Raw genomic sequence first — 25,885 nt, forward strand, 5'->3', positions numbered from 1 at the left:
GGATGAGATGCGGGTGACTGCCAATGAAGGGCTTTATGGCGAGGAAACCGCACAGGGCAGCGATTTTCGCTTCCATTGCGAGACGCTTTTTTCTCGGAGCAGCCTGCACCGCTTTGAAATCGGCATGCACCGCCATGCCGCTTTTTTGCAAATCTTGTACATTTTTGGTGGCGAAGGGGATGCGTTGCTGGAAGGCAGTATCGAGCCCATCCGGCCGCCGGTGGCCATCATCGTGCCGCCGGGTTTCGAACATGGCTTTCGTTTTTCACGCGATATCGGAGGCGTGATCGTCACCATGCTGCCGGGCGCGCTGCCGGCATCGGTGCAGGCGTTGTTGCTGCGAAATTTTCAGCAGCCGGTGCTTCTGCCCTTGCGGGATTTTGCCGAGGGAGAGTGCCTGCGCAGCGGGTTCGAACGGATTTCCGCGGAATATGAGGCGCGCGAGATTGGTCGCGACGCAATGATCGAAGGCCAGCTCGCCACCGTGGTCACGCTTCTTTCTCGGGCAGCGCGGCCGCTTCTGGAAACGAGCGGCGAAGGCCTTGCCGAGCAGCGTTTCGAACGGTTGCTGTCGCTGATTGCCCGCCATATCCGCGAGCCGCGGAAAGCCGGGTTTTATGCAGGGAAGCTCGGTCTGTCCGAGACCCATCTCAACCGGCTTGTCCGTTCGGTCTCCGGCCTCAGCCTGCAGCGGCTGATTGCCAAGCGTCAGATCGAAATCGCCCAGCAGGAACTGGTCTTCACCGTCTCCAGCGTCCAGATGATCGCCGAAGGGCTTGGTTTTGCCGATCCCGCCTATTTCAACCGCTTTTTCAGGCGCGAGACCGGCATGACACCGCGCGCCTGGCGTCTGGCAGAACAGCGCAAAATGGGCGATACCGGCACGCGGCAGGTCCTGCCTCAGCCTCAGACCAGCATTCTCGCCAGTTCACGCTGAACGGAAAGAAGCGCCGGCAGGTAACGCTCCACCAGATCCTCCATCGATGCGACCGAGGCGGCGAGCCCGACATTCAGCGCAGCGACCGTCTGGCCGCGCACGCTTTTCAGCGGCACGGCGATGGAGCGCAGGCCGATTTCGACTTCCTGATCGATCAACGCATAACCGCGATGGCCAGTCACCTCGATTTCGGTGAGTAAGGCTTGAATATCGGTGATGGTCTTTTCCGTGCGGGTAACCAGCCGGGAGGCTTCGAGAATGTCGCGCTGGCGTTCGGGCGGCTGAGCGGAAAGAAGAACGCGGCCCATGGAGGTGCAATAGGCGGGCAGGCGCGACCCTGGCATCAGCGCAATGGACATGACCCGCTGCTGGGCGGCGCGGGCAACATAAACAATTTCGGTTTCGTCCAGGATAGAGACGGAGGTGCTCTGACCGATCACCTCCGAGAGATGGTCGATGAGCGGTTGTACGATTTTCGGCAGCGGCATGGTGGCGAGGCAGCCGGTGCCGAGCCGCAGCACCTTCGGCGTGACGGTAAAGAACTTGCCGTCATATGCGGCATAACCAAGCTCCGAAAGCGTGAGCAGGCAGCGGCGCGTCGTGGCGCGGTCCAGCCCGGCGATCTCGGCGGCATCAGAGATGGAAAGACGCGGCCTCTCGGAGCTGAAAGCTTCGATCACCCGCAATCCCTTGGCGAGACCGCCCATCATGTCTCTCTCGCTGACGGCCATTTCGGAGCTCCATTTGTGCGATATACGAACAAAAATCATATAACGCACAAAATCCTTGCCGTCGAGGCAATTTCGGCATTACCTCATGGCCACGCAGCCTTGCCGGTCCATCCGCTCGGCTGGATGGAGGTTTTGAGAATGGACAAGACAATCAAGAGCGCCGAAGATGCGCTTTCCGGCGTCAGTGACGGTGCGACGATCATGATCGGCGGTTTCGGCGGCTCCGGCGCGCCGATCGAGCTGATCCACGCGCTGATCGATAAGGGCCCGAAGAACCTGACCGTTATCAACAACAATGCAGGCAATGGCCGTATTGGCATCGCCGCGATGATCGATGCGGGCATGGTCAAGAAGATGATCTGCTCCTTCCCGCGCTCTTCGGATCCGCGCGCCTTCACCGACCGGTATCTCGCCGGCGAAATCGAGCTGGAACTGGTGCCGCAGGGCACGCTTGCCGAGCGTATCCGCGCTGGCGGTTCCGGTATTCCGGCTTTCTACACCCCGACCGGCTTTGGCACTGACCTGGCGCAAGGGAAGGTTATCGCGGAATTTGACGGCCGCTCCTATGTGCAGGAGCGCTGGTTGAAGGCCGACTTTGCCATCGTCAAGGCCGAGCTTGGCGACACCTATGGCAACCTCACCTACAACAAGGCAGGGCGCAATTTTAACCCGCTGATGTGCATGGCCGCGAAGACCACCATTGCGCAGGTCTCGAAGATCGTCGCCGCCGGCGAGATCGATCCGGAGCATGTCGTGACGCCGGGTATTTTCGTAAACGGCGTCGTGGAAATTCCCGATCCGCAACAGGAAGAAGTCCTCATTCGCGCGGGAGTAGCCTACGCATGACCCAGACCATCGACACCCGCGAAGACATCAAGCTTTCCAACGCCCAGATCGCCTGGCGTGCGGCGCAGGACATCGAGGACGGCGCCTACGTCAATCTCGGCATTGGTTTTCCGGAAATGGTGGCGCGCTATCAGCCGCCCGGCCGTCAGGCGATCTTCCACACCGAAAATGGCATCCTGAATTTCGGTGAAGCGCCGCCGGAGGGCGAGGAGGACTGGAACCTCATCAATGCCGGCAAAAAAGCCGTGACGCTAAAGCCGGGCGCCGCCTTCTTCCACCATGCCGATAGCTTCGCCATGGTGCGCGGCGGACATCTGGACGTGGCGATCCTCGGGGCCTATCAGGTGGCCCAGAATGGCGATCTCGCCAATTGGCGCGTCGGCTCCAAGGGTGTGCCGGCCGTCGGCGGGGCCATGGATCTGGTGCATGGCGCCAAGCAGGTCTTCGTCATCACCGAACATGTGACCAAGAATGGTGAGCCGAAACTGGTGGAGAAATGCGCCTTCCCGCTGACCGGTGTCGGCTGCATCACCCGCATCTATACCAGCCATGCGGTGATTGACGTGGTCGATGGTCGTTTCGTGCTGCGTGAAAAATTGCCGGCAATGACGTTTGAAGAGCTACAGGCCATGACTGGCGCGCCGCTTCATGTGGATGGCACGGTTGCCGATCTCGTTGCACCGGAACTGTGAGGAAACACCGATGACCGAAGCCTATATCTGCGATTACATCCGCACGCCCATCGGCCGTTTTGGTGGTGCGCTTTCCTCCGTCCGTGCCGACGATCTAGGCGCAGTGCCGCTGAAGGCGCTGATGGAACGCAATCCTTCCATCGACTGGGAAGCCGTCGAGGATGTGATCTTCGGCTGCGCCAATCAGGCAGGCGAGGATAATCGTAACATCGCGCGCATGTCGCTGCTGCTTGCCGGCCTGCCGGTTTCCGTGACGGGAACGACGATCAACCGGCTGTGCGGCTCAGGCATGGATGCGGTCATTGCAGCCGCCCGCGCCGTCAAGTCGGGCGAGGCTGAACTGATGATCGCCGGCGGCGTCGAAAGCATGAGCCGCGCGCCCTTCGTTATGCCAAAGGCGGAAAGCGCCTTTTCCCGTAACGCCGAAATCTATGACACCACCATCGGCTGGCGTTTCGTGAACACACTGATGAAGGCGCAATATGGCGTCGATTCCATGCCGGAAACAGGTGACAATGTCGCCGTCGATTATCAGGTGTCGCGGGAAGATCAGGATGCCTTCGCCGTGCGCAGTCAGCAGAAGGCAGCTGATGCGCAAGCCAATGGCCGTCTCGACAAGGAGATCGTCTCGGTAACGATCCCGCAGCGCAAGGGCGATCCGCTTGTCGTCTCCAGAGACGAACATCCGCGGACCACAAGCCTCGAAGCGCTGGCGAAGCTGAAGCCGGTGAACAAACGCGATGGCGCCACCGTAACGGCGGGCAATGCGTCTGGCGTCAATGATGGCGCGGCCGCGCTTATCATCGCTTCCGCAGAAGCCGCGAGAAAATATGGTCTCACCCCCATCGCCCGCGTTCTCGGCGGTGCCGCCGCCGGTGTGCCGCCGCGCGTCATGGGCATCGGTCCGGCGCCCGCCTCGGCCAAACTTCTGGCGCGGCTCGGCTTGAAACAGGAGCAGCTCGATGTGATCGAGCTGAACGAGGCTTTCGCCAGCCAGGGCCTTGCAACGCTGCGCCAGCTCGGCATTGCCGATGACGACGCGCGGGTGAATGCGAATGGCGGTGCGATCGCGCTTGGCCATCCGCTTGGCATGTCGGGCGCCCGCATCGCTGGCACGGCGGCGCTTGAACTTTCGCTGACCGGCAAGCGGCTTGCGCTCGCCACCATGTGCATCGGTGTCGGGCAGGGTATTGCCGTGGCGCTTGAGCGGGTCTGATTGTCCGGCGGCATTCGACATCGCCAAAACGGTGCGAATGCCGCTGCCTCGATTTCTTCTTGAGCGACTTCTGCTCGTCCGGCACTCGGTTGGCGATTCTCTCGCCTTGGTACCTCCCTCATTCTAGTCCTTGTCACAGGAATACAGTCGACGCGCGTCTGCGCGGCGCAGGGAGCCTTTTCAGCCCAACGACTTGGGCTGGCTGGATCTCTGTGACAAGCACAGAGATGAAGGGAGGAGGCGTGCTGGACTAGGCAAGTGGGGCCTGCGGTGCAGCTCTGGCCTGACTATTTTCTGATGACGCACTCCATGCCATATCCCTTCACGCATGTTGGATTCCATCGCGATCCGTGACATGTTTTGCGAGATATGACAGGAATCTTTCCGTCTACGGGGTGCCCGCATGAGACGTCCGACCATCACAGATGTTGCGACAGCCGCCGGCGTCAGCGTCGCCACCGTCGACCGGGTGCTGAATGGCCGCCTGCCGGTGCGGGAGGAAACCACGCGGCGAGTGTGCGACGCGGCGGAAAAGATCGGTTTCCATGCCACCAACATCATTCGCCAGCGCATGCTGGCCGATCTGCCGTCCTATAGTCTCGGCATCATCCTGCGCAAGGAACGGCACGCCTTCTACCAGACCTTTGCCGACGAGCTGGAGCTTGCGGCGCGCAACGTCCGGGATCGCCATCTCAATCTGCGCATTGAATTTGCCCAGTCGGGCGAGCCGAGCGAGCTTGCGGCCCTTCTGACGGGTATGAAGGGTCGCGTGCAGGCCGTGGCGGCCACCGGGCCGGACCATCACGATGTCACCGCCGCCGTCGAGGCCCTGAAGGCGAAGGGCATTCCGACATTTTCGTTGCTTTCGGATTTCGCGCAGGGGGTGCGGGAAGCATATCTCGGCGCCAACAACATGAAAGTCGGGCGCACGGCGGCCTGGATGATCTCGCGGCTGGCGCGCAGCAGGGGCAAGGTGCTTTTGCTGCTTGGCGGCCACCGTTTTCACGGTCATTCGCTGCGCGAAACCGGCTTTCGCAGCTATATGCGGGAATATGCGCCGGAATTCGAGGTGATGGATGCGCTGATTACGCTGGAAACCCGGCGGCTGACCTATGAGCTGGTGATGGACACCATCGCCAAGCACAAGGATCTGGTCGGCATCTATTGCATCGGCGGCGGCATGGAAGGCGTCATCGAGGCCCTGCAGCAGGAAAACCGGCAGGAGGCTATCGTCTGTCTTGTGAATGAACTGACGCCCGAATCCCGTCAGGCGCTGCTGGAAAAGCGTATCAGCGGCATATTCCAGACGCCGCTCCGTGAATTATGCACCGACCTTATCGCCACCATGGTTCACAGCATCGAACATGGCATGGCGGAAACGCCGGGGCAGCGGTTTGTACCCGCCCATCTGTGGGTTCCTGAAAGCCTTTGATGGTTTGATAGATTCTATCATAAATTCGGCGTCTCTTTCTATCAGCCTTGATGGTTTGGGCTGCCGCTGACCCGTTGACGCCGGGCCGGGACTGGGAAATCTTGCCTGCGTGTGGAGCGGGCAGGAGGCTGATCCACGATAATAACGATGTTTCGGATTGCTTCAGGCTGCGGACTTGTCTTCGCGGCGACGGGTATTTTTTGCCGGGAAATGGTGGCGGCGCGATGGGCGCTGGACCGTGCAACCGGTTCTTTTCAAGGGTTTTGGAGGAGAACGACATGAAAAGACATTTCGCGATTGCAGCGCTCGCCACCATGCTGGCGACGACCGCCTCGGCGGAAACCATCGGTGTTTCGATGGCCCTGTTCGACGATAATTTCCTGACCGTGCTGCGTAACGGCATGATCGATTATTCCAAGGGCATGAGCGGCGTCTCGCTGCAGATCGAGGATGCGCAGAACGATGTCGGCAAGCAGTTGAGCCAGGTGCAGAACTTCGTCGCCGCCGGTGTCGACGCCATTATTGTCAACCCGGTGGATACGGATGCGACCGTGGCGCTTTCGCAGGCTGCCGCTGCCGCCGGCATTCCGCTCGTTTATGTCAACCGCCAGCCGGTCAACCTCGACAGCCTGCCGGAAAAACAGGCCTTCGTTGCCTCCGATGAAAAGCAGTCCGGCACCCTGCAGACGCAGGAAGTCTGCCGCCTGCTGAAGGCGGCCGGCAAGGCGGAAGCGAAGGCGGTGGTGATGATGGGCGAGCTTTCCAACCAGGCGGCCCGCATGCGCACGCAGGATATCAAGGATGTGGTGGCGACGCCCGATTGCAGCTTCATCAAGCTTGTCGAGGAACAATCCGCCAACTGGTCGCGCACGCAAGGCTCGGACCTGATGACCAACTGGCTTTCAGCCGGCGTTGAGTTCGATGCCGTCATTTCCAACAATGACGAAATGGCCATCGGCGCCATCCAGTCGCTGAAGGCGGCAGGCCGGTCGATGGACAGCGTCATCATCGCCGGCATCGACGCCACGCAGGACGCGCTTGCCGCCATGGCGGCGGGTGAGCTGGATGTGAGCGTTTTCCAGAATGCCGCCGGCCAGGGCAAGGGCGCGGTTGATACGGCGCTGAAACTGGCAAAGGGGGATGCGGTGGACAAGAAGGTTTTCGTACCCTTCGAACTGGTCACACCCCCAAACCTCAAGGACTATCAGGCCAAGAACTGAGACCCGTTCGGGCCTGAAAACGACGTGACAGACCGAAGACGCTGGAGGCGGGGGGAGGATATTCCGGCTTCAGCGATATCAGTGCGATTGAACCAGCGGAGGTTTTCCGCGGGAGGAAAGACTTTGAAAAACCTGTTGATGGCGACTGCGCTCTGCATTTTCGCAACGCCTGCCCTTGCCGAGACCCGTGTTGCGGTCTCCATGACATCGTTCGACAATCCGTTTCTGACGATTTTGCTGAACGGCATCAGGGCTGAGGCCGGGGGTGACAAGAACATCGAGCTTCTGGTGGAGGACGCCCAGCTCGATCCTTCGAAACAGCTCAATCAGGTGCAGAATTTCATCGCCAACGGTGTCGATGCGATCATCGTCAATGCCGTGGATGGCGATGCCACCTCGGCGATCACCAAGGCCGCATCCGCCGCAAAAATCCCGCTCGTCTATGTCAATCACCCGCCGGCAGAACTGGAAACCGGCCTGCCTGATGGCACGGCCTTCGTCGGTTCCAACGAACTCGATTCCGGCACCATGGAGGCGGAAGCCGCCTGCAAGCTGATGGGCGGCAAGGGCAAGGCCGTCATCCTGATGGGACCTTTGGAAAACCATGCGGCGCTGGTGCGCACCAAGGATGTGGAAACGGTGTTTGCCCGGCCGGACTGCAAGATCGAAATCCTCGAAAAGCAGACTGCGAACTGGAGCCGCACGCAGGCGCAGGACCTCGTTTCCTCCTGGCTGACGGCGGGCATCCAGTTCGATGCCGTCATCGCCAATAATGATGAAATGGCGATAGGTGCCGCGCAGGCGCTGAAGGCGGCGGGCGTTTCCATGAAGGATGTGGTCATCGCCGGTATCGACGCCACGCCGGACGGCCTTGCCGCCATGCAGGCCGGCGACCTCGACATTACCGTCTACCAGAATGCGACGAAGCAGGGCGAGGTCTCGGTTCAGACGGCGGTGAAGGCCACTGCCGGGCAAGGCACTGAGAAGACGCTTTGGGTGCCCTTTGAACTCGTGACCCCGGAGAACATGTCCGCCTACGCCAAATAAGCGGCGGCTTCGACCCGGTCCATCTATCACTCCACTGGAAACAGCCATGAAACATACGCTCGACCCCCACATGTTCCGACAACTTTCGCTGGCCGAGACCTGCCGCAAGGTTGCCGAACTCGGTTATGATTACGTCGAACTTTCACCCCGTCCGGATTTTCTTTCCTGGTGGACCCGACCGAAGGTCTATCCCGAACGCGTCGCCGAATTCAAAAAGGCGCTGAAGGACCATGATGTCGGCCTTGCGACGCTGCAGCCCATGTATCGCTGGGCAAGCCCCTATCCGGACGAATGGGAGGTGGCGATCGATAACTGGAAACGCGCCATCGAGATAGCGGTCGAAATGGAATGCCCGATGTTCGTTTCGGAATTCGGCCGCGGCGGTTCGCCGGATCGCAGCCTTAACGACCGTTCCGGTCTGCATCGGCCGGAAACCTGCGAAGCGCAGTTCTTCCGCGCCATGGATATTCTGGTGCCGATCCTTGAACGGGAAGGTCTGGTACTGTCGCTGGAGGCCCATCCCGAAGACTGGATCGAGGAGATCGCGCCTGCCATCGACATCATCAAGACCATCAATTCCAAGGCGGTAAAGGCCTCCTTCATCGCGCCGCACACGTTCTTTTACGGGCCGGACATGGTGGCTAACCTGCGTGCCACCGAGGGCCATCTGGTGCATGTGCGCCTTGCCGATACCTATGACCACAACAAGTCGTCGCAGCTGCGCTACATCGTCAATCCCCCCGGTTCCAAGGTCAGGGTGCACCAGCACACCGATTTCGGCCAGGGCGAGATCGACTGGGAAACCTTATTTGCGACGCTCGCCGACATGAAATTCGACGGTGTGCTCTCGAACTGCGTGTTTGCCTGGGAAGACCGTGTCGATGAAAGCGCGCGGTTCATGCTCAGCGAAACCCGGCGATACGTCGCCAAATACTGGAAATGAGGTTTTTCAAATGACTGTCAGAATTGGTGTCGTCGGCACCGGCGCAATCGGGCGTGATCATGCCCGCCGTATCAACAAGGTTCTGGGCGGCGCGAAGATCGTTGCGCTGAGCGACGTCAACCGCGCCTCCGCCGAGGCGGTCAAAAACGACATCGCCCCGGATGCCGTCGTTTTCGCCACCGGTGAAGAGCTGATCGCATCGCCGGATGTGGATGCCGTGCTCGTCACCTCCTGGGGCGCAACCCATGAGCAATATGTGCTGGCGGCCATCGCCGCCGGCAAGCCGTGCTTTTGCGAAAAGCCGCTCGCAACAACGGCGGAAGGCGCAAGACGCATCGTCGACGCCGAGGTGGCGCATGGCAGGCGGCTGGTTCAGGTGGGCTTCATGCGCCGATATGACGCCGGTTACGTGGCGCTGAAACAGGCCGTCGATAGCAGGATCGGCGCGCCGATCATGGTGCACGCCGCCCACCGCAACCCGGCGGTTCCGGAGCAATATGTCACCCCGATGGCGATCCATGACACAATGATCCATGAGATCGACGTGCTGCGCTGGCTGCTTGACGATGACTATGTTTCGGCGCGGGTTCTCTTTCCCCGTTCGGCGGCCAGAAGTCATGCGCGGCTGAAGGACCCCCAGATCGTCATTCTGGAGACGGCGAAGGGCACGATCATCGACGTCGAAATCTTCGTCAATTGCCACTATGGTTACGATATCCAGTGCCAGGTGGTGGGTGAGGACGGCATTGCCAGCCTGCCGGAGCCGATGTCGGTGCAGACGCGCCTGGGCGCCAAGCTGCAGAATGATATCCTGACCGACTGGAAATACCGCTTCATCGCCAGCTACGATGTCGAATTGCAGGACTTCATCCATGCGGCGGCGAAGGGAACGGCCTTAGGTCCCAATTCCTGGGATGGCTACGTGGCCGCCATCACCTCGGATGCCTGCGTTGCCGCGCAGGAAACAGACGGGGCAGCCGTCGCCATTAAGCTTCCCATCCGTCCCGCCCTTTATCACTGAGGTCTTTCATGCGTTTTGCCATCAACCACATTACCACCCCGAAGCTCTCGCTTGATGAGTTCTTCGCAACGGCCCGCGAACTCGGTATCACCGAAGTCGAAATCCGCAACGACTTGCCTGATATCGTCGGTACGGTGGAGCCGGCTGCCGTGAAGGCGGCGGCTGAAAAGGCCGGCGTGACGATCATCTCCATCAACGCACTTTATCCCTTCAACGTCTGGTCGGGTGACCTGCCCGCACGGGCCGTTGCCATGGCCGATTATGCTGCGGCGGGCGGCGCGAAAGCGCTGGTCATGTGTCCGCTCAATGACGGTACTTCTGTATCTTTCGACGATCTTGTGACGGCGCTGAAGGCCATGAAGCCGATTCTAGAGGAACGCGGGCTGACCGGCCTTGTCGAGCCGCTCGGTTTTCCGGTCTCCTCGCTGCGCACCAAGGCCGAGGCCGTGAGAGCCATCGATGCGGCGGGCGGCGGCGACGTTTACAGGCTGGTGCACGACACCTTCCACCACCACCTCGCGGGCGAGACGGTGTTCTTCCCCGAACGCACGGGCCTTGTTCACATTTCCGGCGTAACCGACCCCGCGGTCTCCGTCGCCGACATGCTGGACGCCCACCGCGTTCTGGTGGACGGCAACGACCGGCTGGAAAATATTGCGCAGATCAGGGCGCTGGAGGCTGCCGGTTACAAGGGGCCTTACAGCTTTGAGCCCTTTGCGACGGAAGTGCACGCGCTGAGGGATCCCGCCGCTGCCGTTAAGGACAGCATGGATCAGATTTCCCGAGCTCTGTAAGCGAGTTAACCGTAGGGTCGGCGGTAAGCTTCGTTTTGAGCAGTTCAACGTCACCGCCGAAGCGGTCGTCGGTGGCGTTATAACGATACTTCAAGCGAGGTCGAGGTGGCGCAGTGAGTTTCGGATTGATGCGGCAAACTGGGCTGTTTCCTTACCACGCCTCTTCGTAGATTTTGGCAGCATCCGACAGCGACACCAGACGTGGATTGTTGACCAGCAGGCGGGTCTGCTCCATTGCATTTTCCGCCAGTAGGGATAGCCCGGTTCTGGGGATTCCGACATCCCGCAGTCTTACGGGCAGGTTCAGACGTACGGGAAGTAATGCCAGCCCTTCCAGAAGGCCGGAGAGCCGTTCTTTCTGATCGGCATGCGCCAGATGAGGAAAGAGGCACGGCGCCAATTCCGCGTAGGCATCGCCGCATACCGTGGCGTTGAAGCGCAACACATGCGGCAGGACAAGACTATTGGAAAGGCCATGCGGCACGTGATAGCGGCCACCGATCGGATAGGCGAGCGCATGGACGGCAGCGACGGGCGAATTGGCGAAGGCCTGGCCGGCCAGCATCGCCCCGAGCAGCATCCCCTGTCTGGCGGGGAGGTCGGTTCCGTTATTGACGGCGATCTCGATATTCGCCCCTAGAAGCCGGAGCGCTTCTTTGGCGAGGGCACGGGAAACCGGATTGTTGTTGACACTTGTGGAGGTGAAAGCCTCGATGGCGTGGACCATTGCGTCAATCCCGGTCGCCGCTGTCACGGCTGGCGGTAAGCCAATCGTCAGCTTAGCGTCCAGAATAGCGGCGTCCGGCAGCAGGACCGGCGAAACGACGCCTTTTTTCTGATGCTCGCCCGTGGTGATGATCGAAATCGGTGTGACTTCCGATCCGGTGCCGGCCGTTGTCGGCACGAGCACCAGCGGCAGACGCTCTCCCGTCACATTTCCGACCCCGTAGATATTACCGAGCGCTTCGCCGCTTTTGGCAATGAGCGCCACCAGTTTTGCGACATCGAGCGACGAGCCACCGCCAATCCCCAGCACACCGGTTGCACCAAAATCCACCGCCATTGCGACAGCTGTATTTACAATGGTTTCCGGTGGATCAGCGACAACGCCGGTGAAGATCGATGTTTCGGCGCCGGCTTCTCTAAGGCTGGCGAGGGCCGGCTGAACCAGCCCCGCCTTTACGACCCCTTCGTCTGAAATCACCAGAACGCGCGGACCCAGTCGGGTCTTCAGCTCCGAAAGCCTTGCTATACAGCCCGGTCCCGCAATGATCTGCGGGACAGTAGCGAATGTGAATGCGGACATGCTGCCGATCTCTCACTGATGCCATTTAACGAGAGGCTGATAATGATGCGGCTGGCGCATCACAACAAGGTCTTTTCGCCGGACGATGTTGGTCGGATAGGGCGTATCGAGATTGCTGGTGTCGACGGTCGCACCGGCAATTCCTTCCTCCTCCAATATCGCCGATTCCTGGCGCGGAAAGGCAAAGGAGTCCGGCCCGAACACGGCGCTCTTGCCCAGATATCCCCGCGCCTCATCGAGTACATTGGCGAAAGCGAAATAGACGTTGTTCTCGCCGCCGCGGACCCGCAGGGCATGCCAATGAAAGGGGTCGGCGCCCTTCGGGATGGGATAGTTGTGCGGGATTTTCGTTCCCGCGTGGCTGCCGGTGAAAGTGCCGGCAATTGCCGAGGGGCAGGCCACCAGATCGCATCCCATAAGCGAGAGCGAACGAATGGCTTCCGGATAAAGGGCGTCGTGGCCAATGGCGAGGCCTACGCGGCCGACGGCAAGATCGTATATTTTCCATTCGTCGCCGGCCGTCGCCCAGCTATCGGCAATGCCCAGATGCGTCTTGCGATAGCTCCCTACCAGCCCCTCGGGGCCGGCGAGCACTGCGGTATTATAGATTTTGTCTCCATCCGCTTCAGCAAATCCGGCAACGAGATAAAAGCCAAGCTTCATGGCCAGGCGCACGAAGGCGGAGACCGCCGGGCCCGAAAGCGGTTCCGCCCGGGTGTGGGGAGCCTCAAGCCCGGTCAGCGACAGTTCCGGGAAAACCAGAATGTCCGGCGCGGTCGTCACCTTTGCCTCGGTGGCGAGCGCGGTGATGCGGGCAATGTTGTCTGCGACCACGGTGGAGGGGGAAAACTGGGCAACGGCCGCACGTGATTTGCGCCCGCGCGGGATGGGTTGATAGCCATAAAGGCGGAAGTAGTCGCCCGGATTCCAAGTGAAGCTGTTGGTCATCATGTTCATGTAAAGCTCGGGCCGGCGCGACCTGAAGACCGGTTCGCTCAAGACTTCGCGGCGGCGCGCACGGGCAAGATCGACCGTGCCATAGACAATCCCGTCGCCTGTGTCGATGGATGCGGCAACCGTCCCGTCGGGTTCGATCAGGCAGCTCCCTCCGGAAAACTGCACGGTTCTTTCCAGGCCCCACCGGTTGCTTTCGATGACGTAGCAGGCGTTTTCAAAGGCGCGGTTGATCCAGTAGGGTGCGGGTGCACGTTCCTGCAGCCAGTTGGAGATGTGGCAGATGATGTCGGCCCCCCCCAAGGCCTCCAGCCGCGCCGTTTCGAAGAAGTGCAAATCCATGCAGACCAGCATCGAAATCCGGCCGATTTCCGTTTCGAAGACCTCGTGTACGATATCGCCATTCGCAGCCCATTTCGGCTCGGCGATATAGGGATGCGATTTGCGATGCCTGCCAACAACGCCCTCGGGACCGATGAGAACGGCCGTATTGTAATAGAGATCGCTTGCCGGATCGACTTCCGGCATGCCGACCACGATATAGCAGCGGTGTTTGCTGGCAATGGCCTGAAAAACATCCGTGGTCGGTCCGGGGATCGTTTCAACGAACGGTTTGACTTCCGCCCTGTCGAACCAGCAATAACCAGTCGTGCCCATTTCTGGCGTGACGATCAGGCGCGCGCCCGCCTCCGCCGCTTCCTCGCAAAGGGCTTTGAGCCGGGTGATATTGCGTTCTTTTTCAAACATGGTCGGTTCGAACTGGATGGCGGCGGCGGTGTAGCTCTTTATCGATGTCATGATTGGTCCCATTGTCTTTATTGAAGGATTTGTCTTGTTCAGACAGCCATATGCCGATGAACGAGCGCGTCGGAGAGCATGTCGATGGCGCCGGCCGCAACCACGCTTCCCTTCTCCAGCATGGCGAAATGATGAGATGCGTGCCGTGCGAATGCGACGTTCTGCTCAACGAGGATGATCGTCATGCCGATCTCGCGATTGAGCCGGATGATGATCTTTTCGATCTCCTCGACGATCGAGGGCTGGATGCCCTCGTTGGGTTCGTCGAGGAGCAGAACCTTCGGATCTGCAGCGAGAGCCCGGGCGATGGCGAGCTGCTGTTGCTGGCCGCCTGAAAGCACGCCTCCCGGTCTATCAAGATTGGCCATCAGGTAAGGAAAGAGCTCCGGCACCAGTGCTGGAATTTCGCGTTTGCCATCGGCCCGCGCGAATGCGCCCATCAGGATGTTCTCGCGAATGGTGAAATCGGGAATGATTTCCCTGCCCTGGGGGACATAGGCGATACCGGCGCGCGCTCGCTTATGCGTCGGGGAGGAGGCGATGTCTTTTCCCTGCAGGTGCATTTCGCCCGTCATGCGGTCGGTCAGCGCCATCAGCGTTTTCAACAGGGTCGTTTTGCCAGTGCCGTTGCGGCCGAGAATGCTCGTCACCTTGCCGGTTGGAACATCAAGCGTGACGCCGTGCAGGATGTGGCTGCGGCCATAATAGCTGTCCACGTTTTTCAAATTCAGCATCAGGATATTCCTTTTGAACCGAGATAGGCTTCGCGGACTTTCGGATTGTTCTCGATATCCCCGACGCTTCCTTCTGCCAGAACCTCTCCCAGATGGAGAACGGTGATACGCTCGGCAATTTCACGCACGAACCCCATGTCGTGCTCGACGACGAGGATGGTGTGGCGGCCTTTGAGGCTTTTGATGATCTGCGCCGTCTTGCGGGTCTCGGCCTGGGTCATGCCGGCTGTCGGTTCGTCCAGTAGAACGACCTTTGGATCCTGGACGATGAGCATGCCGAGTTCCAGCCATTGCGTCTGGCCATGGCTGAGATACGCCGCCGTCATATCCTTTTCTGCTTCGAGGCCGGTAAGGGCGAGCACCTCATCGACGCGTTTGGCTTCCGCACGCGAAAATCCAAACCGGAGGTTGGCAAAAACAGAGGGATTTCGGCAATTCGCCACCTCCAGATTCTGTCGCACGGTAAGATCCCGAAAAATGCTGGGAATCTGGAATTTTCGGCCAATCCCTGCACGGGCGATTTTGTGTTCCGGCCAGTTTGTGATGTCCGTGTCGTAGACGAAGACCTTACCCTGGGTACTGCGCGTCTTGCCGCTGATCAGATCCATCAGGGTCGTCTTGCCGGCGCCATTTGCGCCGAGCAAAACCCGCAGCTCGCCATCGCCGACGGTGATGCTGACATTGTTGACGGCTCTGAAACCGCCGAAATCGACGCTGAGACCGTCAACGGTCAATGCGATTGCACTCATATCACAATGCCTCGCTCTGTTGATGCAACGATGACGATGCCGCAGCCGGTTTGACCCGGCGGATGAACTGCCGCAGCACATCATGCGCCACGCCACCAAGGCCACGCGGCATGAACAGGACGACGAGAACGAAGATGAGGCCGATGATCGCTTTCCACGCCTCGACCAGTGCTTCGGTTTCGCTGACCTCAGCCTCGATCATGTTGATGAGGATCGCGCCGATGCAGGCACCGAGCAGGGAGGAGCGGCCGCCGACGGCAGCCCAAACCACCATCGTCACGGAGAAGGAAAGATCCATGAAGGTCGGCGAGGCGAACTCCGCAACGACGACGTAGAGCATACCGGCAACGCCAGCTATTCCGGCTGAAATGGCAAAGAAGAACACCTGGTAGAGCGAGACGTCGAAACCGAGATAGCGGGCGCGAACCTGATCATCGCGGATCGCCTGGAGGATCATGCCGGCACGGGTTTCCACGACAAGACGCGCACCGATGAGCGTTAACGACAGGCATATGGCACACAGATAATAGGTTGCCCGGCTGTAAGGGTCGAATTCAATGCCGCCGATCGTCAGCCAGCCGAGATCCGTCAGGCCGTTAAAGCCGTTCGTCACCGGTTGAGCATCAACCATCACCAGACGCACGAGCAGGACCAGCGCCAATGTAATGATCGAGACGAAGACACCGGAAATCCGTTTGCGAAAAACGAGCATGCCGAGTGCGCCGGCTATCACCACGGGAAGCAGGATGCCGAGCACGAGACCGACCGATTGGCTTTGAAAGGGAAGCCAGAGGAAGGAGCCCTTGTTGATGCAGCAGAGTTCCGTCGGCGCGCCGGGTTCGGCATTCCAGAGCATGAAATCCGGGACCGGCTTGTCGGAGCCCTGTTGCAGGCTGGTCATGCTCGACAGCTTCAGGGACATGGCGAGCATATAGGCGCCAAGACCAAAGAACAGTCCCTGGCCAAGATTGAGAATGCCCGCATATCCCCATGTCAGCGCAATGGCGACGCCGAGCATGCCGTAGACCAGATATTTAGAAATACGGTTCAGCCAGAATTCGTCGCCAAAAACAGGCGCTGCAAAGATCAGCGCGATAAAAATGGCGTAGGCGGCGATCTGGAATTTTCGTTCGATGCTCATATCAGCGCCCCTTGAACGAGAACAGCCCGCTGGGCTTGACGAGAATGACGACAATGACGACCCCGAACACGACGGCGCGTGCCAGAATGTCGTTCGTGCCGATGGCCACCAGCGCGTTGATTTCACCCAGAAGACCCGAAGACAGCGCCGTGCCGAAAAGGCTGCCGACGCCGCCGGTCACCACGACCATGAAACCGTCGACGACCATCGTCGTCCCCATGTCAGGGAAAACGGTCTTGAAGCCGGACATCATCACGCCGGCGACACCGGCAAGACCGGAACCGAAGGCGAAGGTCAGGGCATTGATGCGTTTCACATCGATGCCGCAAGCGGCAGCCATTTTCGGATTGCGGATGATGGCCCGCACCTGCATGCCCGCTGCCGTACGGTAGAGAATGAACCATGTCGCCAGCGTCAGCGCGGCTGTCACCGCGATGATGAAGGTGCGATAGGCGTTGATGTCGGCACCGGCGAGCCTGAACGTGCCTTGAAGATAGGAAGGCACCGCGACATTTTGCAATCCGGCGCCAAGGCCTTCGATGTGAATGCCGAAAAATGTGAGGCCTAACTCGAGCCTTACGGCTTGTTGTAAAAGAATGGCGATGCCCCAGGTGGCCAGAAGCGTGTCGAGCAGACGGCCGTAGAGCCGCCGAACGACTACTCGTTCGATCAACAGGCCGAGCACTGCAGTTATGACGAAGGCCAGCGGGATGGCGAGCAGAAGGCTTGCCTTCAGCCAGATGCCCGAGAGCACGGCGACATAGGCGCCGATCATGACCATTTCGCCGTGGGCCATATTGATGACGCCCATTGCGCCGTAGGTGATGGCGAGACCGAGTGCCACCAAAAGAAGGATCGAGCCCAGACTGAGGCCGATGAAGAGAATATCGAGCATAACGCCACCGTTCGTAAGAAGGGCGGATCAGAGGTCTCCTTTCACTTGCCAATGCTGAACGCGGATTGGCAATGAGCAAAGAAAAAACGCAGATCCGCCTTGCCGAGACATGGTCCCGCCAACCAGGTTGGCGGGACAAAGCGGGCAGGGGTCAGCCCTTGAGCTTTGCTGCGTCGAGACCGTTGCTGGTGCAGAACAGATTGCTTTCCGTCTCACCATAGGCCGAATAGGGCAACGGCTTGATTGGTGCCGGGTAGGCGTTGACAACCTTACTCTGGCCATCCGACTGCCACTGTCCGATGCGCGGCGTCAGCCAGCAATGCAGGTTGTCGGGGTCGGTCGTCACCTTGCCACCAGGTGCTTCGTAGGTCTGGCCGCGAATGCCGGCCCGGATCGCGTCGGCAGACAGGTCGCCGGATTTTTCGACTGCCTGCTTCCAGAGGAACACCTGGAAATAGGCCGCCTCAAGCGAATGGTACGTCACGGCTTTGGGATCGTTGACGAATGTCCTGAAGCGTTCGATGAAGCTCTTGTTCGCTGGCGTTTCTATCGACATGAAATAGGGGAATGAGGTGTAGCTGCCTGCCGCATATTCGGCGCCCATGGCCGCAATCTCGATTTCGGACGTCACCGTCGCGCAGATCGGGATAACCTCCTGCGAAAGACCCTGATTCTTGAATTCGCGGTAGAAGGCGATGATCGAGTCTCCGACCACGTTGGAAAGAACGACGTCCGCGCCGGATTCCTTGATCTTGCTGACCATGACCGCCCACTCAGAGTGGCCAAGTTCCAGATATTCGTCTGCGACCCATTCAGCGCCGGCCGCTTCAATCAGTTTCTTGGAAACCTTGGCCATTTCACGCGGGTAGACGTAGTTCGAGCCGACGATGAAGAACTTCTTCTTGCCCAGCTTTTCGACGATCCATGGAATGTAATTGGAGAGTTGCTGGTTTGGAACAGCGCCGGAATAGACGACGTTGCGTGAGCATTCGAAGCCTTCATAGTGCGTCTGATAGAACAGCATCGCGCCGCGTCGTTCAAAGATCGGCAGCACGGCCTTGCGGCTGGCAGAAGTGTGGCAACCGAAGACGGTGGAAATCTTGTCCTTGAGGATTAGTTTCGACGCTTTTTCGCTGAAGGTTTTCGGGTCGGAGGCCCCATCTTCCACGACGACTTCGACCGGGCGGCCCAGAACGCCGCCGGCGGCGTTGATTTCGGAAACGGCCATCATGACACCGTTGGCCAGAAGCTTTTCGGCGACGGAAAGCCCACCCGTCTGGGAATAGAGTGCACCGACCTTGATCGCATCGGCTGCGAAGGCCCGACCGCCCAGCGCGGGCAGGGCAAGTGCGGCGGAAGCGGTGGCTGCGGTTTTGAGAAATTCACGTCTGTTGAACACCATCTTGGTTCCCCTTTTTTGATTGGCGCACGCGGTGGCACTGCCCGGCTCCATGGCGAGGCTTCATGCCGAAAAAAGTGTAGGAAGGCTGACGTCACTGTCAGCAGACAACAAAAAACCCGCGAGGCTTGTTAAAGCCTGCGGGCACCCTTGCCATCACCGCATCACGGCTGCGCCGCGTGCAACAGCGACACATGGCTTCGATAAAAGAAGGGATGTGCCGGAGGTGTTCATCTGGAACACATCAAAAACTAATCATGTTTTTGGGAAGGGCGCAAGAGCTGTTCAGCGTTGATAATCGAATTGGCGATTTCATCGATCGGCACGCGTCGTGCCATCGCTTGCTCGCGCATTTCGCGATACGCTTCATTCTCGCTCGTACCGCGATTGGCCATCAAAATGGCCTTCGCCCGGGCGAGCTTTTGGTCTCCCAATACCTTGCGCTTATATTTGCGCGCCTCCTTGATGAGCTTTTGGCGCTCGAGCCAGAGACTGCGGGCGATAGCGAGATTGGTGAGCAGGCCGAACGGTTTGATCGGCCTTTCGACAATGGCGAGCGCGCCGCTTTCCAGAACGATCTGCAACGTCGAGGGGTTTTCGTAGCCCACGATGGCAAGCATGGTTGGAGCAGGATTGGGAAGACACTTCAGCAGGCGTTCAATTTCCGGCCGTGCCTCATCTTCCATGGCAAGGAACACGACGTCCGTGCCGTGGGGCAATTCTGCAGGCACTGGCCAGAGGCAACTGACGGTGCAGCCGATACGGCGCAGGTGGTCGACGAGAAACTCTCCTTCGGATGTCCGGGGATGTATGACCAGAACCTTGAGATCCCGCAAATCTCTGAGAAGGGCGAAAGACATCGTCACTTCCTCTCAGACCTTAACGCGATGTGGTAAAGTCTGCGCCAAATCCGGGCGATATTCTCGCATGAACGGATCCGGCGCCACCCGCAGAGAAGGATCGTAGACGATCTCGTAGCTGCCCTGCGCATTGACCCTCGCCACTCTTGGCCACAGATGCGTGTGGTTTGTCATCCTGTCTATCTTCACAGCGCCCTGTGGGGCATCGTATTCGACCTCATAGAGTGCTGGCAGAAGCTGCTCTAGCCCATCGCTACCGGCCCGCTGCAACGCCGCCGCATAGAGATAGACCTGGAAATAGGCCGCTTCGGCCGGAGCGGTTGGTAGCATCTGCACGCCATAACGCTTTTGGTAAGCCGAAACGAAGGCTCGAGCGCGGGGTGTATTCAGAGAGGCGAAAAACGGGGCCGCCGTTATATGCCCCTCGGCAACTTCCGGCCGCATACGGATCACGTCTGCCTCGCTTGTCGATTGACTGGCGATCGGCATCTTCGCTGCATCAAAACCTGCGTCCCTGAATGCAGTGTAGAAGGGAATGATACCATCGCCAACGATCGTCGAATAGATGACATCCGGCTGTGCCGCTCGAATGTGCCGGATGATCTTGGCGACGTCCTCGGTTTTGAGGTTCAGTGGAACATAGATTTCGTCCAGAACCTGCCCGCCGAGTTGCAGGAAAAGGTCGCTGATCGTCCGGTTCGATTCATAGGGGTAGACGTAGTTTGACCCCACCAGGAAAACCCGCTTTCCATAGTGCTTGGTCAGGAAATCAACCAGTTGGACGGAGTTTTGATTGGGAGCTGCACCGGTATAAATACAATGCCGGGAATATTCGAACCCCTCGTATAACGTCGGATAAAACAGCAACGCGTCGCGAGCCTCGATGACGGGCAGAACGGCTTTACGGGTGCTCGACATGTGGCAGCCAAAAACAACCCGAACACGATCTTCATCACAAAGCCTGACCGCAAGTTCCTTATAGAGATTGGGAGTTGATCGCGGGTCGTAGGCCACAGGCTCGATTGCCCGGCCAAGGACGCCGCCGGCTGCATTGATTTCATCGATCGCCAGCAACGTGGCCGCTCTCTGGGTTTGTTCCACGGCTCCGGTTACGCCTGTTTCGGAGAACAGCACACCGACGCGCCAGCTTTCTGAAGTCATCATCGCCACCAAAAAATAAAAAAGCTCCCGCCCGTTGCCGGTCGAGAGCTACCCTGCTCATGGAATATCAGCGGCCCATTGGGGCCTAAGCGATGATAGTGTCAGTTTCTTTGCCTGGTGACAATAGCGTAACGAAAGCCTTCCCAAAGAGCCCATCGTGCGGAGCAATGCGGTGTTATCGGTGCCCTCGCGGCATAGATTTCAACCGTCGTTTCAAGGGGGCTGCTGCTTATCCTATCCACTGGGCTTTCCGGCTTTTGGCAGCGTAGCCGCTCACTCTCCCGAAGAAATTCCCTCGCGTGGTGGATCGGCGCTGCCGGCCAAGCCTTGGGAAATGATCTCGATAGCCTGTAAACCGCAGTTCATCTCACTTGGCTTTGTCTCGTAACCCGGTGCCTTGAGCGGCTCGATCAGATATTCCGCGCTGGTGTCGGGCTCGATGTCTTAGGTGCCAAACCGGTTGATGAGATGGGGCTGTGCGACGATCATCTTAACCGGCATGGGCCGCCTCGAAATACGGTCGCTGTTTCGCAAGCTCGCAACGGTCATTTCGAAGCCACGAGACTTGGGAGGCGGCGTCAGCTCGCGTGACCTTGAGCAAATGATTGCCGAGCATGGCCACGCTTCCCGCGCACCTTGTCCAGCAGCAGGTAGATGACTGGCGTCGTATAAAGCGTCAACAACTGGCTGACCAGTAGTCCACCAACGATGGCGTAGCCGAGAGGCTGGCGCAGTTCCGACCCCGATCCATGACCAATGGCGAGCGGAAGGCCTCCGAGGAGCGCCGCCATCGTTGTCATCAGGATTGGGCGGAACCGCATCCGTGCCGCCTTCAGGATGGCCTCCTCGCTGCTGAGGCCGTCTTCGCGCTCTGCCTGTATCGCGAAATCGACGAGCATAATGCCATTCTTCTTGACGATACCGATCAACAGGATGACGCCGATCATCGCCACAAGTCCGAAGTCGAAGCCGGCAAATTCCAAAGCGAGCAATGCGCCCAGACCAGCCGAGGGCAGGGTGGAGAGAATGGTCAGCGGGTGAACAAGGCTTTCGTAGAGGACGCCGAGAATGATGTAGACGACAACGAGGGACGCAAGGATGAGCAATGGTATCGTGGACAGCGAATCCTTGAATGCCTTGGCGCTGCCGGAGAAGTTCGTCTGCAAGGAGCCCGGCGGATGCATCTCGGCAACTGCGCTCTCGATTGCTGCGGTCGCTTGCCCGAGTGCAACCGATGGCGAAAGGTTGAAAGAGACGGTCACTGCCGGCGATTGGCCCTGATGGGAGATCGAAACGGGAGCGACGCCATCCGTCGACCACTTCGCGACAACCGACAAAGGCACAAGCGTTCCGTTCGTCGCCCTGACCGAAAGCCTGTCGAGCGTCGAAAGATCGCGCTGCAGGTTTGGCAACACCTCCAGAATCACCCTGAAGGTGTCTGTCTGCGTCGAATAAGAAGCCACCTGGCGCTGGCCGAATGCATCGTAGAGCGTGTCATCGATTGTCGACGGCAGAACGCCATAGAGCGTCGCAGCGGCACGATCAATCTTGACGAACAGGTTGGGGGCTTCGGCCTGTTGGTCGCTGCCGACGTCCCGCAGCGTGGGCAGGCCTTGCAGCTTGCTGGTGATCTTCGTCGCCCAGTCGCCCAGTTCCTTGATGTTAGCGTCCTGTAGCGTGAACTGGTATTGTGTCTTTGCCGGTCGGGCTCCGATGTTGATATCCTGTGCCGACTGCATGAAGAGTTTGATGCCTTGCTGGGCATTGAGCGCGGTGCTCAACCTTGCAATTACCTCTTTGGCGCTGACGTCGCGTTCTTCAAGCGGTTTCAGGGTGATATTGACGTGGCCCTGGTTCATCGCGTTGCCGCCATTGCCGCCGCCAATGTCCATGAAGACGCTGTAAACTGCGGGGTCCTTCATGATGATCGCGCTGACCCGCTCCTGAAGCTTCGCCATTTCCGTAAACGAAATATCCGGCGACGCCTGAGACAGCCCGCCGATAAACCCGGTATCCTGCTCCGGGAAGAAGCCTTTGGGGATGACGATGAACAGATACGCGGTCGCTGCGACCGTTCCGAGAAAGAATGCGAGGGTTAGATATTTGAAGCGGATCACGGGTGCCAGACTGCGAATATAGAGGTTCGTGATCCACTCGAAAAACGCTTCACCCGCCTTGTAGAAGCGGCCGTGGCTCGTCTCGTCGACATTGCGGATGAAGCGCGATGACAGCATCGGGGTAAGGGTCAGAGAAACGACGGCGGAAATGATGATCGCGACCGTCAACGTGACTGCGAACTCGCGAAACATTCGCCCGACAATCCCGCCCATGAGGAGGATGGGGATAAGGACGGCAATCAGCGATAGGCTGATGGAGACGATCGTGAAGCCGATTTCGTTGGCTCCGGTGCGCGCCGCCTGCAGCGGTTCCACACCATTCTCGATATGACGGGTGATATTTTCCAGCATGACGATTGCGTCATCGACAACGAAGCCGACCGCCACAACAAGGGCCATGAGCGACAGATTATCGAGGCTGAAGCCAAGAACCCACATCGGCGCAAGCGAACCTGCGAGCGCGATCGGCAGCGTCAACACAGGAATGATCGTAGCGCGCAGGTTTCGCAGGAAAAGAAAGATCACGACGACGACCAGCCCGATCGTCAGCATCAAGGTAAACTGGATATCGGTGACGGATGCGCGGATCGTCGTCGTCCGGTCTGTGACGAGTTCAAGCTTGATGGATTTCGGTAGTGACGCCTGTAGGGCGGGAAGCTGCTCCTTCACCGCCTCAACGACCGCGATGACGTTTGCGCCGGGCTGGCGGAAGACGTCGAGCGCTATCCCCCGCTCACCATTCGTCCAGTGCGCCATCTTGTTGTCTTCCGCACCATCGACCGCCTGGCCGATATCGCGGATGCGCACCGGACCGCCATTGCGATAGGCAATGACCGCGTCGTTCCATTCGGCACTGCTGCCGATCTGGTCGTTGGTATAGATGGGGAAGGTCCGGGTCGGGTCGTCTATATTACCCTTTGGCGCGCTGATGCTCAGGCCGCCAATGGCCGACCTGACATCCTCGAGTGTGACATCAGCCTGTGCAAGCCGACCAGGATCAACGGCAATGCGGATGGCGGGTTTCTGCTTCCCACCGATGTTGACATACGCGACGCCGGAGACCTGCCCGATCTTGGAGGCGACGTTGCGCTCTATATATTCGTCAAGTTGCGGAAGCGTCAGGGTATCGGAGGTTGCCGAAAGCTGCATGATCGGCGCATCAGCTGGATTGACCTTCCTGACGGTCGGGAGTGTGGTCATGTCCTTCGGAAGCTTTCCCGCCGCTTCGCTTATGGCAGTCTGCACGTCACTCGCCGCCGTCTGGATATCCTGGTCGAGACCGAACTGCACGGTGATCGAGGTGGTGCCGAGCGAGCTGTTCGATGTCATCTCCGAAATGCCGCTGACACGGGACAGAGCTTCCTCGATCGGTTGCGCGACGCTTGACGCCATGGTTTCGGGGGAAGCGCCGGGGAGACTGGCGGCGATCTGGACGGTTGGAAAATCGATCTGCGGCAACGCCGACACCGGCATGAAAGGATAGCAGATCGCCCCGACAAGAAAGATACCGGCCATGATCAACCCGGTGGCGACCGGGTGCATGATGAAGAAATCGAAGAAGCCGGATGCCGACGACTGTTTTGTGCCTCGGACATCCTCGCTCATGGCGTTGCATTCCCGGCTAATTCACCTGTCGCCGAGCCTGTCCATGGCGTGACCTCGACCTTGTCACCGTCGCCGATGCGTGACTGGCCATCCATGACGACCTGATCGCCGTCAGCGATGCCCTCCGTGACCAGCGCCCGGGCGTCCGTCACGAAGGCCGTCTTGACCGCGTGTTTTGCGACCTTGCCGTCCGGGCCGACGACGTAGGCGTAGAGCCCGTCCCGGCCGCGAGCCAGTGCCTTGTCCGGCACGACCACGCCTTTCCGCTTCTCGACGGTCAAAATTGTCGCGACGGGGAGGCCCGGCCACAGAGCACCCGCCTTGTTGTCGAAAGTGGCCTTGAGGTGGATCGACCCGTTTGATCCGTCGACAGCATTGTCCATCGTCGTCAAGCGGCCCGTGGCGAGCGTGCGAGACCCGTCGGTCGTCACAAGCGTCACCTCGGCCACGCCCTCGCTCATCGCTTGCCTGATGTCACCGAACCTGTCGCCGGGGGCGACGAACGAAATCCCGATCGGGTCCATCTGCGTGATCGTGACGATGCCCTCAGTCGAACTCGCGCTGATGACGCTGCCGACATCGACCTGTTTAAAGCCCGTTCGCCCTGAAAGCGGCGCCGTGATCTTCGCAAAGCCGAGTTGTGTTTCGGCGTTTTTAATCATCGCGTCATCGTATTGAACGGCTGCGGCGTATTGTTCGCTTGATGCGGTCTTCTGTTCGAGGGTGGCCGCCGACGCTATTCCTTTTTCGGCAAGGCTTGTATAGCGTTGCGCGTCGGTTCGCGCGCTGTTCAACTGTGCCTCGTCCTGCGCCTTCTTGGCCCTTGCTGACGCAAGCGTGGACGTCAACTCTCGATCGTCGAGCGTCATCAGCACGTCACCCTTGTTAACAACCTGACCTTCGACAAAGGAAATCCCGGTGACCTGGCCATCGATACGGGGCCGGACGACCACGGACTGCAGTGCGGCAACCGTGCCGATGCCGTTGATGACGCGTGGGATGGTTTCCGTGTGCACAGTCACGGCGGTGATGGGCACCGCGCGGACCTCATCGGCGGACGCAACGACTGGAACGATCGAAAGGAACGCTGTCGAAACACCGAACAGCACAAGGCCGCGGGGAGCGGCAAGCACGTTTAACGTCGGCTTCTTCATGTTTGCCACTCCATAAAAACCGCCATTTAACGCACGACGACGATTTTGGTTCAGGGCGAGTCCGTTGATTCAAACCTTACGGTTTGATGGACGCCAGGTGTTTGCCGAGCGACCGCCATGCCGAGGCGGTGTA

At 59.4% G+C, this 25,885-nt stretch carries 21 protein-coding genes and 1 pseudogene; 10 read left to right on the forward strand and 12 right to left on the reverse strand.

The window, feature by feature from the left end:
* Nucleotides 1-7: 7 nt before the first annotated feature.
* On the forward strand, nt 8-937 hold the full coding sequence (locus ACFVTJ_RS21365) for a helix-turn-helix domain-containing protein (protein ID WP_386910596.1): 930 nt from the start codon (nt 8-10) through the stop codon (nt 935-937).
* Here the strand turns inward: ACFVTJ_RS21365 and ACFVTJ_RS21370 are convergent.
* Nucleotides 907-1,668: an IclR family transcriptional regulator gene (locus tag ACFVTJ_RS21370; RefSeq protein WP_386910597.1), complete on the reverse strand. Its 762-nt coding sequence runs from the start codon at nt 1,666-1,668 to the stop codon at nt 907-909. The genes ACFVTJ_RS21365 and ACFVTJ_RS21370 overlap by 31 nt on opposite strands.
* A 138-nt stretch (nt 1,669-1,806) precedes the next feature.
* On the opposite strand from ACFVTJ_RS21370, the gene ACFVTJ_RS21375 reads away from it, so the two are divergent.
* The 9 genes from ACFVTJ_RS21375 to ACFVTJ_RS21415 all read left to right on the forward strand — a co-directional run bounded on the left by ACFVTJ_RS21375 (nt 1,807) and on the right by ACFVTJ_RS21415 (nt 10,879).
* Nucleotides 1,807-2,514, forward strand: a complete 708-nt coding sequence (locus ACFVTJ_RS21375; RefSeq protein ID WP_386910598.1) for a 3-oxoacid CoA-transferase subunit A — start codon at nt 1,807-1,809, stop codon at nt 2,512-2,514.
* On the forward strand, nt 2,511-3,206 hold the full coding sequence (locus ACFVTJ_RS21380) for a CoA transferase subunit B (protein WP_386910599.1): 696 nt from the start codon (nt 2,511-2,513) through the stop codon (nt 3,204-3,206). Before ACFVTJ_RS21375 ends, ACFVTJ_RS21380 begins: the two co-directional genes overlap by 4 nt.
* A gap of 10 nt (nt 3,207-3,216) precedes the next feature.
* Entirely contained in the window at nt 3,217-4,422 is a 1,206-nt protein-coding gene (gene pcaF, locus ACFVTJ_RS21385; protein ID WP_386910600.1) for a 3-oxoadipyl-CoA thiolase, read from the forward strand.
* A gap of 403 nt (nt 4,423-4,825) precedes the next feature.
* Nucleotides 4,826-5,854, forward strand: coding sequence for a LacI family DNA-binding transcriptional regulator (locus tag ACFVTJ_RS21390; RefSeq protein WP_386910601.1), 1,029 nt, complete (start codon nt 4,826-4,828; stop codon nt 5,852-5,854).
* A 278-nt stretch (nt 5,855-6,132) separates the two neighbouring features.
* The gene (locus ACFVTJ_RS21395; protein WP_386910602.1) at nt 6,133-7,074 is read left to right on the forward strand and encodes a sugar ABC transporter substrate-binding protein; all 942 of its coding nucleotides are present in this window, start codon (nt 6,133-6,135) and stop codon (nt 7,072-7,074) included.
* Between the two features lie 138 nt (nt 7,075-7,212).
* The gene (locus tag ACFVTJ_RS21400) at nt 7,213-8,121 is read left to right on the forward strand and encodes a sugar ABC transporter substrate-binding protein (protein ID WP_386910666.1); all 909 of its coding nucleotides are present in this window, start codon (nt 7,213-7,215) and stop codon (nt 8,119-8,121) included.
* A 46-nt stretch (nt 8,122-8,167) separates the two neighbouring features.
* The gene (locus ACFVTJ_RS21405; RefSeq protein WP_386910603.1) at nt 8,168-9,064 is read left to right on the forward strand and encodes a sugar phosphate isomerase/epimerase family protein; all 897 of its coding nucleotides are present in this window, start codon (nt 8,168-8,170) and stop codon (nt 9,062-9,064) included.
* A 10-nt stretch (nt 9,065-9,074) separates the two neighbouring features.
* Entirely contained in the window at nt 9,075-10,085 is a 1,011-nt protein-coding gene (locus tag ACFVTJ_RS21410) for a Gfo/Idh/MocA family protein (protein WP_386910604.1), read from the forward strand.
* A gap of 8 nt (nt 10,086-10,093) precedes the next feature.
* Nucleotides 10,094-10,879: a TIM barrel protein gene (locus tag ACFVTJ_RS21415; RefSeq protein WP_386910605.1), complete on the forward strand. Its 786-nt coding sequence runs from the start codon at nt 10,094-10,096 to the stop codon at nt 10,877-10,879.
* 151 nt (nt 10,880-11,030) lie between these two features.
* Here ACFVTJ_RS21415 and ACFVTJ_RS21420 read toward each other — a convergent pair whose 3' ends face one another.
* The 11 genes and pseudogenes from ACFVTJ_RS21420 to ACFVTJ_RS21470 all read right to left on the reverse strand — a co-directional run bounded on the left by ACFVTJ_RS21420 (nt 11,031) and on the right by ACFVTJ_RS21470 (nt 25,752).
* Nucleotides 11,031-12,185, reverse strand: a complete 1,155-nt coding sequence (locus ACFVTJ_RS21420; protein WP_386910606.1) for an iron-containing alcohol dehydrogenase — start codon at nt 12,183-12,185, stop codon at nt 11,031-11,033.
* 12 nt (nt 12,186-12,197) lie between these two features.
* Nucleotides 12,198-13,949, reverse strand: coding sequence for a nitrilase-related carbon-nitrogen hydrolase (locus ACFVTJ_RS21425; RefSeq protein ID WP_386910607.1), 1,752 nt, complete (start codon nt 13,947-13,949; stop codon nt 12,198-12,200).
* Nucleotides 13,950-13,975: 26 nt separating this feature from the next.
* Nucleotides 13,976-14,671, reverse strand: coding sequence for an urea ABC transporter ATP-binding subunit UrtE (gene urtE, locus ACFVTJ_RS21430; RefSeq protein WP_386910608.1), 696 nt, complete (start codon nt 14,669-14,671; stop codon nt 13,976-13,978).
* Nucleotides 14,671-15,420 carry an urea ABC transporter ATP-binding protein UrtD gene (gene urtD / locus ACFVTJ_RS21435; RefSeq protein ID WP_386910609.1) on the reverse strand — a complete coding sequence of 250 codons (750 nt, stop codon included), beginning with the start codon at nt 15,418-15,420 and terminating at the stop codon, nt 14,671-14,673. The genes urtE and urtD overlap by 1 nt, the downstream gene beginning before the upstream one ends.
* A 1-nt stretch (nt 15,421) precedes the next feature.
* Nucleotides 15,422-16,561: an urea ABC transporter permease subunit UrtC gene (gene urtC / locus ACFVTJ_RS21440; RefSeq protein ID WP_386910610.1), complete on the reverse strand. Its 1,140-nt coding sequence runs from the start codon at nt 16,559-16,561 to the stop codon at nt 15,422-15,424.
* A gap of 49 nt (nt 16,562-16,610) precedes the next feature.
* Nucleotides 16,611-17,456: pseudogene (gene urtB / locus ACFVTJ_RS21445) on the reverse strand (urea ABC transporter permease subunit UrtB); the annotation flags it as partial.
* A 151-nt stretch (nt 17,457-17,607) separates the two neighbouring features.
* The gene (locus tag ACFVTJ_RS21450) at nt 17,608-18,858 is read right to left on the reverse strand and encodes a transporter substrate-binding domain-containing protein (RefSeq protein WP_386910611.1); all 1,251 of its coding nucleotides are present in this window, start codon (nt 18,856-18,858) and stop codon (nt 17,608-17,610) included.
* A gap of 248 nt (nt 18,859-19,106) precedes the next feature.
* The gene (locus ACFVTJ_RS21455) at nt 19,107-19,715 is read right to left on the reverse strand and encodes an ANTAR domain-containing response regulator (RefSeq protein ID WP_269708987.1); all 609 of its coding nucleotides are present in this window, start codon (nt 19,713-19,715) and stop codon (nt 19,107-19,109) included.
* A gap of 12 nt (nt 19,716-19,727) precedes the next feature.
* The gene (locus ACFVTJ_RS21460) at nt 19,728-20,879 is read right to left on the reverse strand and encodes a transporter substrate-binding domain-containing protein (RefSeq protein WP_386910667.1); all 1,152 of its coding nucleotides are present in this window, start codon (nt 20,877-20,879) and stop codon (nt 19,728-19,730) included.
* Between the two features lie 575 nt (nt 20,880-21,454).
* Nucleotides 21,455-24,598 carry an efflux RND transporter permease subunit gene (locus ACFVTJ_RS21465; protein ID WP_386910612.1) on the reverse strand — a complete coding sequence of 1,048 codons (3,144 nt, stop codon included), beginning with the start codon at nt 24,596-24,598 and terminating at the stop codon, nt 21,455-21,457.
* The gene (locus tag ACFVTJ_RS21470; protein ID WP_386910613.1) at nt 24,595-25,752 is read right to left on the reverse strand and encodes an efflux RND transporter periplasmic adaptor subunit; all 1,158 of its coding nucleotides are present in this window, start codon (nt 25,750-25,752) and stop codon (nt 24,595-24,597) included. Before ACFVTJ_RS21470 ends, ACFVTJ_RS21465 begins: the two co-directional genes overlap by 4 nt.
* Between the last annotated feature and the right edge of the window lie 133 nt (nt 25,753-25,885).

Origin of the sequence: Agrobacterium sp. NPDC058088, from assembly GCF_042885035.1 — a bacterium.
Lineage (GTDB): Bacteria > Pseudomonadota > Alphaproteobacteria > Rhizobiales > Rhizobiaceae > Agrobacterium.

Coding starts and splice junctions, on each gene's coding strand:
- urtD (WP_386910609.1), bottom strand. CDS start 15,420: ATGAGTGCAATCGCATTGACCGTTGACGGTCTCAGCGTCGATTTCGGC.
- urtE (WP_386910608.1), bottom strand. CDS start 14,671: ATGCTGAATTTGAAAAACGTGGACAGCTATTATGGCCGCAGCCACATC.
- ACFVTJ_RS21420 (WP_386910606.1), bottom strand. CDS start 12,185: ATGTCCGCATTCACATTCGCTACTGTCCCGCAGATCATTGCGGGACCG.
- ACFVTJ_RS21415 (WP_386910605.1), top strand. CDS start 10,094: ATGCGTTTTGCCATCAACCACATTACCACCCCGAAGCTCTCGCTTGAT.
- ACFVTJ_RS21375 (WP_386910598.1), top strand. CDS start 1,807: ATGGACAAGACAATCAAGAGCGCCGAAGATGCGCTTTCCGGCGTCAGT.
- ACFVTJ_RS21450 (WP_386910611.1), bottom strand. CDS start 18,858: ATGGTGTTCAACAGACGTGAATTTCTCAAAACCGCAGCCACCGCTTCC.
- ACFVTJ_RS21370 (WP_386910597.1), bottom strand. CDS start 1,668: ATGGCCGTCAGCGAGAGAGACATGATGGGCGGTCTCGCCAAGGGATTG.
- ACFVTJ_RS21455 (WP_269708987.1), bottom strand. CDS start 19,715: ATGTCTTTCGCCCTTCTCAGAGATTTGCGGGATCTCAAGGTTCTGGTC.
- ACFVTJ_RS21395 (WP_386910602.1), top strand. CDS start 6,133: ATGAAAAGACATTTCGCGATTGCAGCGCTCGCCACCATGCTGGCGACG.
- ACFVTJ_RS21465 (WP_386910612.1), bottom strand. CDS start 24,598: ATGAGCGAGGATGTCCGAGGCACAAAACAGTCGTCGGCATCCGGCTTC.
- ACFVTJ_RS21460 (WP_386910667.1), bottom strand. CDS start 20,879: ATGATGACTTCAGAAAGCTGGCGCGTCGGTGTGCTGTTCTCCGAAACA.
- ACFVTJ_RS21425 (WP_386910607.1), bottom strand. CDS start 13,949: ATGGGACCAATCATGACATCGATAAAGAGCTACACCGCCGCCGCCATC.
- ACFVTJ_RS21365 (WP_386910596.1), top strand. CDS start 8: ATGCGGGTGACTGCCAATGAAGGGCTTTATGGCGAGGAAACCGCACAG.
- ACFVTJ_RS21400 (WP_386910666.1), top strand. CDS start 7,213: ATGGCGACTGCGCTCTGCATTTTCGCAACGCCTGCCCTTGCCGAGACC.
- ACFVTJ_RS21390 (WP_386910601.1), top strand. CDS start 4,826: ATGAGACGTCCGACCATCACAGATGTTGCGACAGCCGCCGGCGTCAGC.
- pcaF (WP_386910600.1), top strand. CDS start 3,217: ATGACCGAAGCCTATATCTGCGATTACATCCGCACGCCCATCGGCCGT.
- ACFVTJ_RS21470 (WP_386910613.1), bottom strand. CDS start 25,752: ATGAAGAAGCCGACGTTAAACGTGCTTGCCGCTCCCCGCGGCCTTGTG.
- ACFVTJ_RS21410 (WP_386910604.1), top strand. CDS start 9,075: ATGACTGTCAGAATTGGTGTCGTCGGCACCGGCGCAATCGGGCGTGAT.
- urtC (WP_386910610.1), bottom strand. CDS start 16,561: ATGAGCATCGAACGAAAATTCCAGATCGCCGCCTACGCCATTTTTATC.
- ACFVTJ_RS21405 (WP_386910603.1), top strand. CDS start 8,168: ATGAAACATACGCTCGACCCCCACATGTTCCGACAACTTTCGCTGGCC.
- ACFVTJ_RS21380 (WP_386910599.1), top strand. CDS start 2,511: ATGACCCAGACCATCGACACCCGCGAAGACATCAAGCTTTCCAACGCC.